Annotated in this window: 2 protein-coding genes (1 of these 2 only partly in view); both read right to left on the bottom strand. The window is 65.0% G+C overall.

Annotation, left to right across the window (positions count from 1 at the left end; translation table 11 throughout):
- A protein-coding gene (locus ACIP8I_RS12065) for a non-ribosomal peptide synthase/polyketide synthase (protein ID WP_400761256.1) crosses the window boundary here: on the bottom strand, positions 1-5,810 show its 5' end (the start). The gene continues 12,034 nt to the left of window position 1, outside the view; only the first 5,810 of its 17,844 coding nucleotides appear in the window; its start codon is at positions 5,808-5,810; its stop codon lies beyond the left edge, outside the window.
- On the bottom strand, positions 5,807-18,820 hold the full coding sequence (locus ACIP8I_RS12060) for an amino acid adenylation domain-containing protein (RefSeq protein WP_400761254.1): 13,014 nt from the start codon (positions 18,818-18,820) through the stop codon (positions 5,807-5,809). Before ACIP8I_RS12060 ends, ACIP8I_RS12065 begins: the two co-directional genes overlap by 4 nt.

Raw genomic sequence — 18,820 nt, 5'->3', positions numbered from 1 at the left:
CGGGTGTTGGCGATCGGTTTGCCGATTGGCGTGTTGTCCGGGGTGCTTTCCAGCGGTCCGGCGCAGTTCCACGCGGTGACGTCCACCGCGGCTTCGGTCGGGCCGTAGAGGTTGTGCAATTGGCTGCCCGGCAGTTGCTGCTTGAAGCGCCGCACCACACTGCCCGGCAACGCTTCGCCGCTGCACATGACTTGCCGCAGACTGCTGCAACGTGCGCTGTCACCGTGGGCGAGAAACACATCGAGCATCGACGGTACAAAGTGCAGCGTGGTGATGTGCTCGCGCTCGATGATTTCGCTGAGATACAGCGGATCCTTGTGCCCCTCGGGCCGGGCCATGACCAATCGAGCGCCGGTCATCAACGGCCAGAAGAACTCCCAAACCGAGACGTCGAAGCTGAACGGGGTCTTCTGCAACACCGTGTCGCTGGAGGTCAGTTGATAGGCGTCCTGCATCCACAGCAAGCGGTTTACCACCCCGCTGTGTTCGTTGATCACGCCTTTCGGCTGGCCAGTGGAACCGGAGGTGTAGATCACGTAAGCGGTGTGCTGCGGGGTCAGTTCGGCTACTGAAAGGTTGTCGGCAGGCAGCGATTGCCAGTGCGGCTGATCCAGATCGATCACCGGCACCGAAACGTCACCGAGCAACGAACGCGTGGTTCCCTGCACCAGCACCGCCAGCGGCGCGCTGTCTTCCAGCATGTACGCCAGACGCTCCAGCGGATACGCCGGGTCCAACGGCACATAACCGCCGCCGGCCTTGAGGATCGCCAGCAGCCCGACCACCATATCCAGACCGCGCTCGACGCAGATTGCCACCCGTGCATCCGGCCCTACGCCCAACTCACGCAGATGCCGCGCCAGTTGATTGGCCCGGGCGTTGATTTCGGCATAAGTCAGTTGCTGTTCATCAGCGACCACCGCTGGTGCCCAAGGCGTGCGCGCCACTTGCGCTTCGAACAAGCCGTGAATGGTCTGATCAAGGTTGTAATCGACCTCCGTGGCATTGAACTCGACCAGCAAGCGCTGCTGTTCTTCCTCCGCCAGCAGCGGCGCCTGTTCCAGCACTGCCTGATCGTTGGCGACCATCGCCTGCAACAGGCGCTGGAAGTAACCGACGAAGCGCTCGACCGTGCTCTGGTCGAACAACGCTGTGGCATATTCCAGCGAGCCGCGAATGATGCCGTTGGACTCACTGAGGCTCAGCGACAGGTCGAACTTGGCGAAGTGGCTCGGCTCGGCCACGCCTTCCAGCGTCAGTTCGCCGAGGGCCAGCGCCGGGCTTTCGAGGCCATCCCAACTGAGCAAGGTCTGGAACAACGGGCTGTGCGCCAGGCTGCGCACCGGCCGGGTGATTTCCACCACCTGCTCGAACGGCAGATCCTGATGCGCCTGCGCTTGCAGGGTTTGCGCCTTGACCCGCGCCAGCAGCGCTTCGACGCTCAGCTCGCCCGAGGTGTCGATGCGCAGAGCCAGGGTGTTGACGAACATGCCGATCAGGCCTTCGATCTCGGCGCGGGTGCGGTTGGCCACCGGCGAACCGATCACCACTTCCGCCTGCCCGGACAAGCGGCTGAGCAGCATTGCCCAGGCACTCATCAGCGTCATGTACAGGGTCACGCCGTGGCGCTGGCCCAAGGCTTTGAGCCCGGCGCTCAAGCGTTCGTCGAGCACTACGGCAACGCTGCTGCCGGCATAGTCCTGCTGCGCTGGGCGCGGCCGATCGGTCGGCAGCATCAGCAGCGCCGGGGCACCGGCGAGGGTCTGTTGCCAATATTCGCTCTGGCGCTGCAGCACTTCGCCGCTGAGCCAGCGCCGCTGCCACACCGCGTAGTCGGTGTATTGCAGCACCAGCGGCGGCAACGGATCCGGCTGACCGTGGCTGAACGCCTGATACAGCGCCATCAGTTCGCGGGTCAAAACACCCATCGACCAGCCGTCGGAGATGATGTGGTGCAGGGTCAGCAACAGCACATGGTGATCGTCGGCCAGGCGTACCAGTCGCCCGCGAATCAACGGATCGTCCTGCAAGTCGAACGGTCCGGAGGCTTCGCCCTGAATCAGCGCTTGCAGGGTGTCCTCGGGTTGCGGGTGCTGGCGCAGGTCTTCAATCCGCAGCAGCAGACCGGTGTCCACCGGGGCAATCAGCACTTGCGCTTCGTCGTTGAATTGGGCGAAGCGGCTGCGCAGGGTTTCGTGCCGGGCGACGATCCGCGCCAGCGCGCGTTGCAGCGCCGCGTCATCGAGACGGCCACGCAAACGCAGGGCCACGGGAATGTTGTAGGCGGTGTTGGCGCCTTCCATTTGCGCGAGGAACCACAGGCGTTGCTGGGCGAACGACAGCGGCAACGCGCCGTCACGCGGGACCGGCACGATCTGCGGTTGCGCACAGCGCCCGGCCTCGTTCAGTACTGACGCGACCGCCGCCAGTTCAGCGTTGGCGAACAAATCGCTCAGCGCCAGCTCGACACCCAGACGCTGGCGCACTTGCGAGACCATGCGCATCGCCAGCAACGAATGCCCGCCAAGTTCGAAAAAGTGATCCTGCCGCCCGACCCGCTCGACCTGCAGCACGTCGGCCCAGATCTGCGCCAGCGCGGTTTCCACCTCGCCTTCGGGCGCTGCGTACTCGCGAGTGAACAGCGCCGCCAGATCCGGCGCTGGCAAGGCCTTGCGGTCGACTTTGCCGTTGGCGGTCAGCGGCAGCGCGGCGAGTTTGACGAACGCGGTCGGCACCATGTATTCGGGCAAACGGCTGAGCAATTGCGCGCGCAACTCGCCCACCGGCAGCGCTTCGACCTGCGCCTGCTCGGTGAAGTAGGCCACCAGGCGCGGCTGGCCGGGTTGATCTTCGCGGGCCAGCAACACCGCTTCCTGAATGCCCGGCAACTGGTTGAGGCAGGTTTCGATCTCGCCCAGCTCGATGCGCACGCCACGGATTTTCACCTGATCATCGTTGCGCCCCAGGTACTCGATGTTGCCGTCCTCGCGCCAGCGTGCAAGGTCGCCGGTGCGGTACATCCGTGCGTTCGGCGCGCGGCTGAACGGGTCACGCAGAAAGCGCTCGGCAGTCATGTCCGGGCGATTCAGGTAGCCACGAGCGACCCCAGCGCCGCCGACGTACAGCTCGCCAGCCACGCCGATCGGCACCGGGCGCTGTTGTTCGTCGAGCAGGTACACCGAGGCATTGCTCAGCGGCTTACCGATGTGCAGCGCATCGCCGCTTGCTACCCGCCCTGAAGTCGCGACCACTGTGGCCTCGGTCGGGCCGTAGTTGTTGATCACGTCGAAATGCTGGTGGCGATTGAACTGACGCAAGCGGTCGCCGCCGATCAGCAGCGTGCGCAGGGTCGGGTGTTCGAGGTTCTGGCTGAAGGCGTATTCGGCCACCGGAGTCGGCAGGAAGCTCACGTCCAGCGGCTGCGCGCACCACCACGCGAGCAAGGCATCGATGTCTTCGCCGCCCTCGTGAGTCGGCGCCAGATGCAGGGTCGCGCCCACGCACAGCGCCGGCCAGACTTCCCAGGCCATCGCATCGAAACCGAACCCGGCGAGGCTTGAGGTGTGACGCCCGGCACAGAGGTCGAACGCGTTGCAGTGCCAGTCGACCAGATTGCTCAAAGTGTGATGCTCGACCATCACACCCTTGGGCAGGCCGGTGGAGCCGGAGGTGTAGATCACGTAGGCCAGGTTTTCGGTATTCAGGCCAGGAACGTGCGGATTAAGGGTAACGCCCTGCGGCCAGTTGCAGCGGTCGAGTTCGAGTACCGGCACGGCCAGCGCCGGCAGTCGCTCGCGCAGATGACTTTGGGTCAGTACGGCGACTGGCGCGCTGTCGTCGAGCAGGTAGTTCAAGCGCTCGGCCGGGTGCGCCGGGTCAATCGGCACGTAACCGGCGCCGGCCTTGAGGATCGCCACCAGCCCGACCAGGGTGTCCAGCCCACGGCGGGCAACGATGGCGACACGGTCGTCGGGTTTCACGCCCAAACCGATCAGATGCTGCGCCAGGGCGTTGGCCTGACGGTTGAGTTCGGCGTAGGTCAGTTGCGCGTCGGCAAACACTGCCGCCAGCGCGTCCGGCCGTTCGGCCACCTGCGCCTCGAAACGCTGCTGGATGGTCTGTGCCGTCGGAAAATCCACTTGGGTGGCATTGAAGCCGAGCAGCACCTGTTCAAGCTCAGCCGCCGGCAGAATCGGCAATTGATTGACCGGTGTCTGCGGCGCCTGCTCCAGCGCGAGCACGAGGTTTTCCAGCGCGCAGTGCAGGTAATCGCAGATGCGCTGCGGATCGGTCTGGGTGCTCGCCAGCAGCGTCAGGCTGAATGCATCACCGAGGTCATCGACGCTCAGGGTCAGCGGATAGTTGGTGCGTTCTTCGGAATGCAGGGTGCTGATGCCTTCCCACGCCGCGAGGGTTTCGGCGCTGGCGGTGGCGACGTTGTGGCTGTGGCGATAATTGAGCAGCGTGCTGAACAGCGGCGTCGGTGCCACCACATGACTGCAGCGCTGAGCCAGGGCCAGCGGTGCGTGTTCGTGACGCATCAGCGTGGTCAACCGGGCGTGGGTGGCGTTGACCGCCGCGCGCACATCCTGGCCGTCGATGTTCACCCGCAATGGCAAGGTGTTGATGAAAATCCCCAGCGCCCGGTCAATCGCTTCGGCGCCTTGCATGCGGCCCATCAGCACGGTGCCGAACACCACTTGCTGCTTGCCGGTGAGCGCGGCCAGCACCTGCGCCCAGCCGAGGTGGAACAGGCTGGCGACACTGACGCCCAGCGTTCGCGCCTGCCCCCGCAGACGCTGACCCAACAGTGCCGCGACCGGTACGCTGAGTTCGACGATTTCACTGCCGTCACCCTGCACATCCTGCAAACCGTAAGGCAGCGTCGGCTCGTCGATGTCGCTGAGCATCTCGCGGAAGAACGCCTCGTGCTCGGCTTCGCTGACGCCCAGACGCGCCTGCGCCACGTAATTGCGAAACGGCACCGGGCGCCCGAGCCGTTCACGCTGCCCGGTGAGGCAGGCGCGCATTTCGTGGCGCACCACGTCGAGGGCCGAATGGTCGAGGGCCATGTGATGGAACAACAGCGTGGCGATCACCCGTTGCCCGGCTTCATCCCAGGCGTGGGCCAGACGCATCAGCGGCGCCTGGGTAACGTCGAGGCGGAAGTGCCGGGCGTCGAAGCGCTCGTGCAGATACGCCAGCACGTCGCTGGCGGGTTCTGGCAACGTCACCTCTTCCACCGGCAGTTCGGCGCGACGCCAGACCACCTGCAGCGGCGCGTCCAGCCCTGCCCAATGCACAGCGGTGCGCAGAATGTCATGGCGATCGATCACCGCTTGCAGCGCTTGGGCAAACGCCTGAAAACGCTCACGGCTGGCAAAGGCGAAATGCGATTGCATGACATACGGATCACCCTCGCCGCCACTGACGTGGTGATACAGAATGCCTTCCTGCAATGGCGCCAGCGGGTAGATGTCCTGCACGTTGGCTGCGCCGCCGGGGACTTGTGCGACGAGGTGGTCGATGGTGGTTTGATCGAGCTCGACCAGCGTCAGCATCGCCGGGGTGATGCGCGTGCTGCCCGCAACGATGCCATTGGCCGGCACTTCGACCTGGCCATGCTTGCTGGCCGAGTACTGCCCGGCCTTGATCAGCTCGATCAGCGCCGGTTTGTGCTCGCGCAACAGCGCCAGCAACGCCGGGTCGTTCAACGCCTGCTTGTTGCCATTCACCCGCAATTGGTCGTCCGCGACCGCCAGCTGGATATCTTTAGCCTTCAATGTGGCCAACAGTTCGATCACGTTCACAGGACGATCTCCATTCGTTCGGTAATTGCGGCGTAGCCGGCCAGGGTCGGATGTTCGAACAGCGACCTGACATCGGCTTCCATGCCTTCCTGACGCAAGCGGCCGATCAGACTGACCGCCAGCAGCGAGTGACCACCCAGTTCAAAGAAATGATCGTGGCGCCCTACCCGCTCGACGTTGAGCAATTCAGCCCAGAGCCGTGCGAGGATGATTTCGACGTCGCCCACCGGGGCTTCGTATTCACGCACCGGCAATGCCGCCTGATCCGGCGCCGGCAACGCCTTGCGGTCGAGTTTGCCGTTGGGGCTCAGCGGCAGTGCATCGAGATGCACGAACACGGCGGGCACCATGTAGTCCGGCAGATTTTCCAGCAGACGGCTGCGCAGCACGTCGGTTTCCAGGCGTGCGCCGGTGTAGTACGCCACCAGACGTTTGTCCCCCGGCACGTCTTCGCGGGCCAGTACGGCGGCTTCCTGAATGCCGTCGATCTGGGTCAGGCGTGCCTGAATTTCACCGAGTTCGATGCGCAGACCACGGATCTTCACCTGATCGTCGTTACGGCCCAGGTATTCGATATTGCCGTCCGGCAGATAACGGGCGACGTCGCCGGTGCGGTACATCCGCCCATTGGCCTGGAACGGATCGGTGAGGAAGCGCTCGGCATTCAACTGCGGACGATTCAGATAACCCCGCGCCACTTGTACGCCTCCGATGTACAACTCGCCGACCACGCCGTGCGGCACCGGTTGTTGCTGGGCATCGAGGATGTACATGCGGGTGTTGGCGATCGGTTTGCCGATCGGCGTGTTGTCCGGAGTGCTTTCCAGCGGCCCGGCGCAGTTCCACGCGGTCACGTCCACTGCGGCTTCGGTCGGGCCGTAGAGGTTGTGCAATTGGCTGCCCGGCAGTTGCTGCTTGAAGCGCCGCACCACACTGCCCGGCAACGCTTCGCCGCTGCACATGACTTGCCGCAGACTGCTGCAACGTGCGCTGTCACCGTGGGCGAGAAACACATCGAGCATCGACGGTACAAAGTGCAGCGTGGTGATGTGCTCGCGCTCGATGATTTCGCTGAGATACAGCGGATCCTTGTGCCCCTCGGGCCGGGCCATGACCAGTCGTGCGCCGGTCATCAGCGGCCAGAAGAATTCCCAGACCGAGACGTCGAAGCTGAACGGGGTTTTCTGCAACACCGTGTCGGCTGAAGTCAGTTGATAGGCGTCCTGCATCCACAGCAAACGGTTGACCACCCCGCTGTGTTCGTTGATCACGCCTTTCGGCTGGCCAGTGGAACCGGAGGTATAGATCACGTAAGCAGTGTGCTGCGCGGTCAACTCAGCGAGCGATAGATTGTCAGTCGGCAACGACTGCCAGTGCGGCTGATCCAGATCGATCACCGGCACGCCAACGTCACCGAGCAACAAACGCGTCGAACCCTGCACCAGCACCGCCAGCGGCGCGCTGTCCTCCAGCATGTACGCCAGACGCTCCAGCGGATACGCCGGGTCCAACGGCACATAACCGCCGCCAGCCTTGAGGATCGCCAGCAGCCCGACCACCATGTCAAGACCGCGCTCGACGCAGATTGCCACCCGCGCATCCGGCCCTACACCCAACCCGCGCAAGTGCCGCGCGAGTTGATTGGACCGGGCGTTGAGTTCGGCGTAGCTCAGTGACTGCTCACCCGCGACCACCGCTGGCGCCTGCGGCGAACGCTGCACCTGCGCCTCGAACAGACCGTGAATGGTCTGCTCAAGGTTGTAATCGACTGCCGTGGCATTGAGACCAGACAGCAACTGCTGACGCTCGGTATCCGGAATCACCGGCAGGCGGTTCAAGATCTGCTGCGGTGCCTGCTCCAGCGCCTCGACCAGTTCCGCCAACACCTGCTGCATGTAGCCACACACCCGCGCCGCGCCAATCTGTGAAGGGGTCATCGCCGTGAGATCAAAACCCTGACCCAGGTCATCGACGTTGAAGCTCAGCGGATAGTTGGTGCGCTCTTCGCTGGAGAGGTTTTCGATGCCTTGCCAGGCCAGGCGATTGGCTTGCAACTGTTCTGCGCTGACGCTGTGCCGGTAGTTGAGCATCGCACTGAACAGCGGCGACGGCGCGGCCACCCCGCTGCAACGCTGGGCCAATGCCAGTGACGCATGTTCATGACCGAGCAATGCCGTCAATTGCGCATGGGTGGCGCGCACCCCGGCACGCACTGAAACATCACCCAAATCCACCCGCAGCGGCAGCGTGTTGATGAACATTCCCAGACCGCGATCAGCGCCGGTACCGCCCTGCATCCGCCCCAGCAGCACGGTGCCGAATACCACGCGATCATGTCCGGAGGTCGCCGCCAATACCTGGGCAAACGCCAGATGAAACAGGCTCGCGACACTCACGCCCAACTGCCGCGCCTGGCTGCGCAAGCGCCGCGCCAAGGCTTCGGGCAGGCGCTGACGGACTTCTTCGATGTCATGGCCGTCACCGTGCACATCTAGCAGACCGAACGGCAGAGTCGGCTCGTCGATCTTGCCGAGCATCGCGCGGAAGAACGCCTCATGTTCCTGCTCGCTGACGCCCAGCCGGGTCTGCGCCACGTAATTGCGATACGGCACGGCGGGGATCAGGGCTTCGCCGTGACCGAAGAGCAGCGCCTGCAGTTCCTGCTGCACCACCTCCAGCGCCGTGTGATCCATGGCGATGTGATGGAACAACAGCATCGCGACCACCCGCTGGTTGGCTGGATCCTGCGCGTACACCAGGCGAATCAGCGGCGCCTGACTGAGGTCGATGCGGTAATGCCGCGCGTCGAAACGCTCATACAACTGCGCCAGAACATCACCGGTCGCCGGGTCGAGGGCTACTTCCTGCACCGGCAGATCGGCTTCACGCCAGACCACTTGCACCGGCATCGCCAGCCCTTCCCAGACCACGCCGGTGCGCAGAATGTCATGGCGACTCATGACCTGACGCAACGCGGCGGCAAAGGCCTGCAAGCGTTCAAGGCTGTCGAACGCCAGGCGCGATTGCAGCAGGTACGGATCACCCTGCGCGGCGCTCAAGTGGTGATACAGAATGCCTTCCTGCAATGGCGCCAGCGGATAAATATCCTGCACGTTGGCGGCACCGCCCGGCACCGTGGCAACGATACGCTCGATGCTTTGCTGATCCAGTTGCAGCAGGGTCAGCATGTCTGGAGTGATGTGCGTGCAACCGAGTGGAATCAGGTTGGCCGGCACCGCGACTTCGCGACCACTGCCCACTGCAGCGGCCAGTGCGGCGAGAGTTGGCTGGCTGAACAGCACGCGCACGTCGGTGCTCAGGCCGAGCTGACGCATGCGCTCGATCAGGGTCACCGCCAGCAACGAGTGCCCGCCCAGTTCGAAGAAGTTGTCGTGACGACCGACCTGTTCGACCTGCAGTACCTCGGCCCAGACCTGCGCCAGCGCGGTTTCCACCGGCCCTTGCGGCGCTGCGTACTCGCGACTGAGCCAGGCGTCCTGATCCGGTTCGGGCAAGGCCTTGCGGTCGAGTTTGCCGTTGGCGGTCAGTGGCAGCGCCTCAAGCCGAACGTAAGCTGCCGGCACCAGTGCCTGTGGCAGACGCGCTTGCAAATGCGCGCGAAGATCCTCGATATCGACTGTTGTGCGAGCAGTAAACCAGGCGATCAAGCGCGCCTCGCGCACCAGCACCACCGCGTCCTGCAGCGCCGGATGGCTGGACAGCGCGGCTTCAATCTCACCCAGCTCCACCCGCACGCCGCGCAGTTTGACCTGATCATCGTTACGCCCCAGGTACTCGATATTGCCGTCGGCCAGCCAGCGCGCGAGGTCGCCGGTGCGGTACATGCGCGCCTGCGGTTCGTCACTGAACGGGTCTTCGAGGAAGCGCTCAGCGGTCAGCTCGGGGCGGTTCAGATAACCACGGGCCACGCCCGCGCCACCGACATACAACTCGCCCGCCACGCCAACCGGCACCGGACGCTGCTGCTCATCGAGCAGGTAGATCCTGGCGTTGCTGATGGGCCGGCCGATGTGCAGCAATTGCCCGGCATTGATCTGCCCGGAAGTCGCGACCACCGTGGCCTCAGTCGGGCCGTAGTTGTTGATGACATCAAAGGTCTGAGCGCGCGCGAACTGCCGCAACCTGTCGCCACCGATCAGCAGCGTGCGCAAGGTCGGGTGCCCCAGTTCACGACTGAAGGCGTACTCGGCAATCGGCGTCGGCAGGAAGCTCACCTGCAACGGTTGTGCGCGCCACCAGTCGAGCAGGTCATCGAGGTGTTCGTTGCTGATCGACGGCGGCGGCAGGTGCAGGGTCGCGCCGACACACAGCGCCGGCCAGACCTCCCAGGCCATCGCGTCGAAACCGCAACCGGCGACGCTGGCGGTGTGGCTGCCGGCGCGCAGGTCGAACGCCTCGCAGTGCCAGTGCACAAGGTTTTCCAGGGTCGCGTGTTCGACCATCACGCCTTTCGGCTGGCCGGTCGAACCCGAGGTGTAGATCACGTAGGCCAGATGCGCCGGGGTCAGCGTCGGCAGTTGCGGATTGGTCTGCGGCAGGTGTTGCCAGAGGACGTTGTCCAGATCGATCACCGGCACCCGGCCCAGCAACTCGCGGGTCGCGCCCTGCGCCAGCACTGCCACCGGATCGCTGTCCTGCAACAGGTAGGCAATGCGCTCCGCCGGGTACGCTGGATCAATCGGCACATAACCGGCCCCGGCCTTGAGAATCGCCAGCAGCGCCACCAGCATTTGCGGGCTGCGTTGCAGGCACACGGCAATCCGGTCGTCCGGTTGCACGCCGAGGCCGAGCAAGTGATGGGCCAGGCGATTGGCCTGCTGATTGAGTTGCGCATAGGTCAGTTGCTGCGTGCCCTGCACCACCGCCAGCGCCTGTGGCTGCTGCTCGGCCTGCACTTGCACCAGCGCCTGAATCGTCGCCCCACTCGGGTATGCCGCCGCCGTCGGGTTGAAACCGACCACCAGGCGTTCGTATTCCTCGACCGAAAGAATCGGCAAACGGTTGAGCGGACGCTGTGGCGCCTGCTCTAGTGCGTGCACCAGATGTTCCAGCGCGGTGTGCATGTAGCCACAGATCCGTTGCGTGCCGATCTGCGCCAACGCCAGCACAGACAGGGAAAAGCCTTCGCCGAGATCGTCGACGCTGAGGGTCAGCGGATAGTTGCTGCGCTCTTCGCCACCGAGCAATTGCACGCCTTCCCAGATGCCCTGACCGTCACGCGGCTGCGCCTCGGCAGCGGTATGCCGGTAGTTGAGCAGTGCGCTGAACAGCGGCGCCCCGGACACCGCGCTGCAACGCTGGGCCAGCGCCAGTGGCGCGTGTTCATGGGCCAGCAGCGCGGTCAACCGTGCGTGGGTGGTCTTGACCGCAGCGCGCACGCCTTCGCTGACATCCACCCGCAGCGGCAAGGTGTTGATGAACACCCCCAGCGTGCGGTCGGCCCCCTCGCCGCCCTGCATCCGCCCCAACAGCACCGTGCCGAACACCACGTCACGGCGGTTGGCAAGCACGCCCAGCACCTGCGCCCAGGCCAGGTGCATCAGGCTCGCCGGGCTGACACCCAACTGCCGCGCCTGTTCTCGCAAGCGCAGGGTCAACCCGGCATCCACGGCTTGCTGCGCCTCCTCGATGTCGCCGCCATCGCCTTGCACGTCATGCAGACCGAACGGCAGGGTCGGCTCGTCGATATCGCCGAGCATGTCGCGGAAGAACGCTTCGTGTTCCTGCTCGCTGGCGCCCAGACGCGCCTGCGCCACGTAGTTGCGGTACGGCATCGGCGTGCCGAGGCTGTCGGCCTGATTGAACATGAACGCGCGCATTTCCTGGCCGACCACTTCCATGGCGGTGTGGTCGAGTATCAAGTGCTGGAACAGGATGATCGCCACCACCCGTTGCTGCGCCGGGTCCTCGGCGTAGACGATGCGCATCAGCGGCGCCTGGCTCAGGTCGAGGCGGTTGTGTCGGGCGTCGAAGCGCGCGTGCAACTGCTCGAGGACGTCGCCCTGCGCCGGATCCAGCGCCACCGCTTGCACCACCAGCGACGCCTGACGCCAGACCACCTGCTGCGGACTCGCCAGCCCTTCCCAGACCACACTGGTGCGCAGAATGTCGTGACGCGCGATGACCTGCTGCAAGGCTTGGCTGAAGGTGCGCAGACGCTCGACGCTGTCGAAGATCAGCCGCGATTGCAGCAGATACGGATCGCCCTGTTCAGCGCTCAAGTGGTGATAAAGAATGCCTTCCTGCAGCGGTGCCAGCGGATAGATATCCTGCACGTTGGCGGCCCCGCCCGGCACCGTGGCGACGATGCGCTCGATGCTGGCCTGATCGAGTTCGGTCAGGCTGAGCATGTCCGGGGTGATGCGGGTGCAGCCCGACGGAATGCGGTTGGCCGGCACCTCGATTTCGCGACCGCTGCCCACGGCGGCCGCCAATGCAGCCAGGGTCGGCTGATTGAACAGCACGCGCACGTCAGCCGCGAGGTCGATCTGGCGCATGCGCTCGATCAGGCTCACCGCCAACAGCGAATGCCCGCCCAGTTCGAAGAAATTATCCTGACGCCCGACCCGCTCGACTTTCAGCACGTCAATCCATATCTGCGCCAGCGCGGTTTCCACCGCACCTTGTGGCGCTTCATATTCGCGGCTGAGCCATGCGCCTTGCTCCGGCTCCGGCAAGGCCTTGCGGTCGATCTTGCCGTTGGCGGTCAACGGCAATGCGTCCAGCCGCACGTAAGCCGCCGGCAGCAGCGCATCCGGCAAGCGCGCCTGTAAATGCGTATGCAACTGTTGAATATCGACCGCCGTGCGCTCGGTGAACCACGCAATCAGCCGTCCATCGCGGACCAGCACCACGGCTTCCTGCAGCGCAGCGTGGCTGCCGAGCGCGGCTTCGATTTCACCGAGTTCGATACGCACGCCACGCAATTTGACCTGATCGTCGTTGCGCCCCAGGTACTCGATATTGCCGTCGGCCAGCCACCGCGCCTGATCGCCGGTGCGGTACATGCGCGCCTGTGGCTCGTCGCTGAACGGATCGAAGAGGAACTGCGCAGCGCTCAGCTCAGGGCGATTCAGATAACCGCGCGCCACGCCCTCCCCACCGACATACAACTCGCCCGCCACACCCACCGGCACCGGGCGCTGCTCGGCGTCCAGCACATAGATTTTGGCGTTGGCGATCGGCCGGCCGATATGCAGCGGCTGATCCAGCTCGACCCGCCCCGAGGTGGCGACCACCGTCGCTTCGGTCGGGCCATAGTTGTTGATCACCTCGAAAGTTTGCGCGCGATTGAACTGACGCAGTCGGTCGCCGCCAATCAGCAGCGTACGCAAGGTCGGGTGCTGCAATTGCCGGCTGAACGCGTATTCGGCCACCGGCGTCGGCAGGAAGCTGACCTGTAACGGCTGCGCACACCACCAGTCGAGCAACTCGTCGAGGTGCTCGTTGCGGATCGACGGCGGCGGCAGGTGCAAGGTCGCGCCGACACACAGCGCCGGCCAGACTTCCCAGGCCATCGCATCGAAACCGAAGCCGGCGACACTCGCGGTCTGGCTGCCGGCCTGCAAATCAAAGGCTTCAGCGTGCCAGTGCACGAGGTTTTCCAGCGTCGCATGCTCGACCATCACCCCTTTCGGTTGGCCGGTGGAGCCGGAGGTGTAGATCACGTAAGCCAGATGCTTCGGCGTCAATGCCGCCACCTGCGGATTGGCAACCGACAGGTGCTGCCAGAGGTCGTTGTCCAGATCGATGACCGGCACGCCACCGAGCAGATCGCGGGTCGATGCCTGCGCCACAACCGCCACCGGGGCGCAGTCCTGCAACAGGTAGGCGATGCGTTCCGGCGGATACGCCGGATCGACCGGCACATAACCGGCGCCGGCCTTGAGGATCGCCAGCAGCGCGACCAGCATGTCCGGGCTGCGCCGGGCGCACAAAGCGACCCGATCATCGGGCTGCACGCCAAGGCCGATCAGGTGATGCGCCAGACGATTGGCCCGTTGATTGAGTTCGCCATAGCTCACCTGCTGCGCACCTTGCACCGCCGCCAAGGCCTCGGGGTGCGCGGCCGCCTGGGCCTCGAACAAACGCTGCACGGTTTGCGCCGGCGGGTAATCGCGACCGCTGATGTTAAAGCCGACCAGGACCCGCTGACGTTCGCTCGGCGACAGCACCGAGATCTGCCGCAGCGGCGTGGCCGGATTGTGCTCCAGCGCCGTCAGCAGATTGTGCAGCGCGGTTTGCAAGTAATCGCAGACGCGCGCGCCATCCACTTGCGGCACCGCCTGCACGCTCAGGCGGAAACCGGTGCCGAGGTCATCGACGCTGACCACCAGCGGATAGTTGCTGCGCTCGCGCGAGCTGAGAATCTCGATCCCGTCCCAGGTCACACCTGCCGGTTGCGCCGCACTGTGGCGGTAATTGAGCAAACTGCTGAACAGCGGCAGCGACGCCGCCACACCGCTGCAACGCTGAGCCAGCGACAGCGAAGCCTGCTCATGCGCCAGCAGTTGCGCCAGACGCTCATGGGTAGCGCGCGCGCCTTGCTCCACCGCAGTCGCGCCGACACTGACCCGTAACGGCAAGGTATTGATGAACATGCCAAGTGCGCGATCGGCACCCTCGCCGCCCTGCATGCGCCCGAGCAGCACGGTGCCGAACACCACCTCTTCACGCCCCGAAACCTGCGCCAGCACCTGACCCCAGGCCTGGTGCACCAGACTGGCCGCGCTGATACCGAGGCGGCGCGCCTGCTCGCGCAAGCGCTCGGCCACGCCGGCGTCCAGCGTCTGCTCGCTGTCGACGATGCTGCTGCCATCGCCGTGTACGTCCTGCACGCCGAAGGCCACGGTCGGTTCGTCGATGTCGCCGAGCATGTCGCGGAAGAACGCTTCATGCGCCTGGGCATTGGCCTGCTGTTGCGTCTGCGCCACGTAGTGGCGGTACTGCACCGGCGACGGCAGATCGACGCCGCTCGGGTACAGGCTGTCGTTCATTTCCGCGAGCAACACTTCCAGTGCGGTATGGTCGAGCACGATGTGGTGCAGCAACAGGATGCCGACCCAGCGCTGCTGTTCCCGGTCTTCGGTGTAAGCCAGACGCATCAGCGGCGCGCGGCGCAGGTCGAGGCGGTAGCGCCGTGGATCGAACCGCGCCTGCATCTGCGCCAGCACATCGCCCTCAAGCAGGTCGGCATCGACCCGTTCCAGCGCCAGCGGCGCTTCACGCCAGACCACTTGCACCGGCTCTTCAAGCCCTTCCCAGAACACGCTGGTGCGCAGAATGTCGTGGCGCTCGATCACCGCATTCAACGCACGGACGAAGGCCTTGATCTGCGCCAGACCGGCGAAGGCGAATTGCGCCTGCAACACGTACGGGTCACCGGCGCTGGTCGCCAGATGGTGGTAGAGAATCCCCGCCTGCAACGGTGCCAGGCCGTAAATTTCCTGCACATTGCCGACGCCACCGGGCACAGTGGCGACCACGCGGTCGATGGCGGCCTGATCCAGTGTGGCCAGCGGCAGCATGTCCGGGGTGATCCGCGTGCAATCGGCAGGAATCAGATTGTCCGGCACCCGCAGGGTATGACTGTGACTCAGGGTCGCCGCCAGAGCCGCGACGCTCGGCTGGCCGAACAGCACGCGCACGTCGCACTGCAAGTCGTGCTGACGCATGCGCTCGATCAGTTTCACCGCCAGCAGCGAATGGCCGCCGAGTTCGAAGAAATTGTCGTGCCGACCGACCTGCTCGACACCGAGCAGGCTCTGCCAAATGCCGGCGATCAGGGTTTCCACCGGCCCCAGCGGGGCTTCGAAACCGCGCCGGACGAAGGCATCGCTGTCCGGTTGCGGCAAGGCTTTGCGATCAAGTTTGCCGTTGGTGGTCAGCGGTATGGCGTCGAGGCGCACAAAGGCGCTCGGCACCATGTATTCGGCCAGCGACAGCAGCAACTCGTCGCGCAATTGCGCAGCGCTCGGTTCAGTGCCTTCGGCGGCCAGCCAGTAGGCCACCAGACGCTTGTCACTGGGGCTGTCTTCGCGGGCGATCACCAGCGCTTCGCGCACACCGGCGCAGGCTGCCAGGCGAGCTTCGATTTCGCCGAGTTCGATGCGGAAACCACGGATCTTCACTTGATCGTCGTTGCGCCCGAGGTATTCGAGGCTGCCATCGGCGTTTCGGCGTGCGAGGTCGCCGGTCTTGTACAGACGCGCCTCGGCACGGCCGCTGAACGGGTCGGCAATAAAGCGCTCGGCGGTCAGCGTCTCGCGGTTGAGGTAGCCCCGGGCAACCCCGGCGCCACCGACGTATAACTCGCCGATCACGCCGGCCGGCACCGGTTCGCGCTGCGCGTCGAGCACGTACAGTTGCAGGTCGGGAATGCCCACACCGATCGGGCTGCGCCCGACCAGTAGCGAGTCCGCTGCTTCCAGTGGGCGGTAGGTCACGTGCACCGTGGTTTCAGTGATGCCGTACATGTTCACCAGCCGTGTACCGGCATTGCCGACCCGCGCGTACCACGGTTTGAGCAGGCCCGGTTCCAGGGCTTCGCCGCCGAAAATCACCTCGCGCAGCGAGTGTTGCAACGGGCTGCGGCCCTGCGCGGCGATCAACTGGCGGAAGGCGCTCGGGGTCTGATTGAGCACGGTGACGCCAGTGCGGCACAGCAGCGCGTAGCAGTCGTCCGGCAAGCGGCTGACAGCTTGCGGCATCAGTAACAACTGGCCGCCAAACGCCAGCGCGCCCCAGATTTCCCACACCGAGAAGTCGAAAGCGAAGGAATGGAACAACGCCCACACGTCCTGCGGGTTGAAGTTGAACCAGTCGTGGGTTGCCGAAAACAGCCGCACCACGTTGCGATGCTCGACCATCACGCCCTTGGGCAGGCCCGTGGAGCCGGAGGTGTAGATCACGTAGGCGAGATGGCTTGGAGTCAGCTCGGGAATCTGCGGATTGCTGCTGAGTTCAGCCTGCAACTGCAGGCTGTCCAGATCGATGATCGGCACGTTGAGCGCGCCAACCCTGCCCAGCGTATCGGCCTGAATCAGCACCGCCACCGGGGCGCTATCCTGCAGGGTGTAGGCGATGCGCTCCAGTGGATACGCCGGGTCGATCGGCACGTAACCGGCGCCGGCCTTGAGGATACCGAGCAGGCCGATGAGCATTTGCGGGCCGCGCTCGACACAGATCGCCACGCGCTGATCCGGGCGAATGCCCCGCGCCAGCAGGTGATGCGCAAGCTGATTGGCGCGGCGGTTGAGTTCGCCGTAGCTCAGCGTCTGCTCTTCGAACAGCAGCGCTGTGCCCTCGGGTCGCGCCGCCGCGTGGGCTTCGAACTGCTGGTGAATCAGCGGGGTTTCCGGGAACTGCGGCAACGGCGAATTGACCCCGTGCAGCAGGTATTCGCGCTCGGCCGCCGGCAGGATATTCAGGCGTTGCAGCGGTGCATCCGGGGTCGATTGCAAGGCCTGCAGCAGGCTGTGCAACGCGGTGTGCAGGTAAGCGGCGATGCGTTCGGCACCCAGTGCCGCATCCGCCAGCGCGGTGATGCGCAAGTCTTCGCCGAGGTCGTCGATGTTGATCGTCAGTGGGTAGTTGGTGCGCTCGCGAGCGCCCAGCACCTGCACGCCGGGGGCCAGTTCGCTGACCTCGGCGATCTCTTCGCTGCTGCTGTGGCGATAGTTGAGGATCGCGCTGAACAACGGCGTCGGCACCGCCACCGCGCTGCAACGCTGGGCCAGCGCCAGCGAGGTCTGCTCATGGCCGAGCAACGCGGTCAGGCGTCGATGGGTGGCCAGCACCCCGGCGCGCACGCCGTCCTGCCCGACATCCACACGCAGCGGCAAGGTGTTGATGAACATTCCCAGCGCCTGTTCGCCGCCCTCACCCGCCTCCATCCGCCCCAGCAGCACGGTGCCGAACACCACTGCCGCGCGCCCCGACAACTGGCCGAGCACCCGCGCCAGCGCCAGGTGCATCAGGCTCGCGACACTGACCCCGAGCTGGCGCGCCTGGCCGCGCAGTTGTCGGCTGAAGTCAGTGTCGAGCATCAGCACGGCTTCTTCGATGCCCTGGCCGTCGCCTTGCACATCCTGCAGACCACAGGGCAAGGTCGGCTCGTCGATGTCGGCGAGCATCTCGCGGAAAAACCCTTCGTGAACCTGCTCGTCCAGACGCAGGCGGGCCTTGGCCAGGTGATCGCGGTACGGCACCGGCGGCCCGACCTGCGCGGTCTGGCCGAGCAGGTGCGCGCGGGTTTCGCGGCGCACCACGTCGAGTGCCACGTGGTCCATGATCAGGTGATGGAACAGCAACAGCGCGACCACGCGACCGTTGGCCGAGTCCATGGCGTAGACCAGACGCAGCAGCGGCGCCTGCTGGATGTCGAGGCGGAAGAACCGTGGGTCGTGGCGCTCCAGCAGTTGCGTCAGCACATCCGCGCCCGGCGCGAGGGCGATTTCCTCGCAGTGCAGACGAGCCTGCCGCTGCACCACCTGCAGCGGTTCATCCAGGCGTTCCCAGACGAACGAAGTGCGCAGAATGTCGTGGCGTTCGATCATCCATTGCAGCGCCTCGGCGAAAGCCTCCAGACGTTCGCGGCTGTCGAAGGCGAATCGGGCTTGTGACACGTAAGGATCGCCGGCGGGCGCCGACAGGTGCAGGTAAAGCATGCCTTCCTGCAGCGGCGCCAGCGGGTAAATATCCTGCAGGTTAGCGGCGCCACCGGGCACATTGGCCACCAGCCGGTCGATGGTCGACTGATCCAGCGTCACCAGCGGCAGCATGTCCGGGGTGATGCGAAACGCCGGGCTCAACCAGTCGCCACCGTGTTGCGCGACCAGTTCCAGCAATTGCGCCTTGTGTTCGCTGAGGCTGTCCCACAACGCATCGTCCAGCGCGTCGTCGCTGCCCAGAATGACCAGGTCTTCATCTTCCTGTTGAAGGCGGATCGCATGGGTGGAAAGAACAGCCATCAGTTCGCTGAAATGCAT

The sequence above is a fragment of the Pseudomonas sp. NPDC088414 genome (assembly GCF_044753325.1).
Lineage (GTDB): Bacteria > Pseudomonadota > Gammaproteobacteria > Pseudomonadales > Pseudomonadaceae > Aquipseudomonas.
Note: the sequence above shows the minus strand (reverse complement) of the source record. Positions and strands in the feature narration are given on the sequence as shown.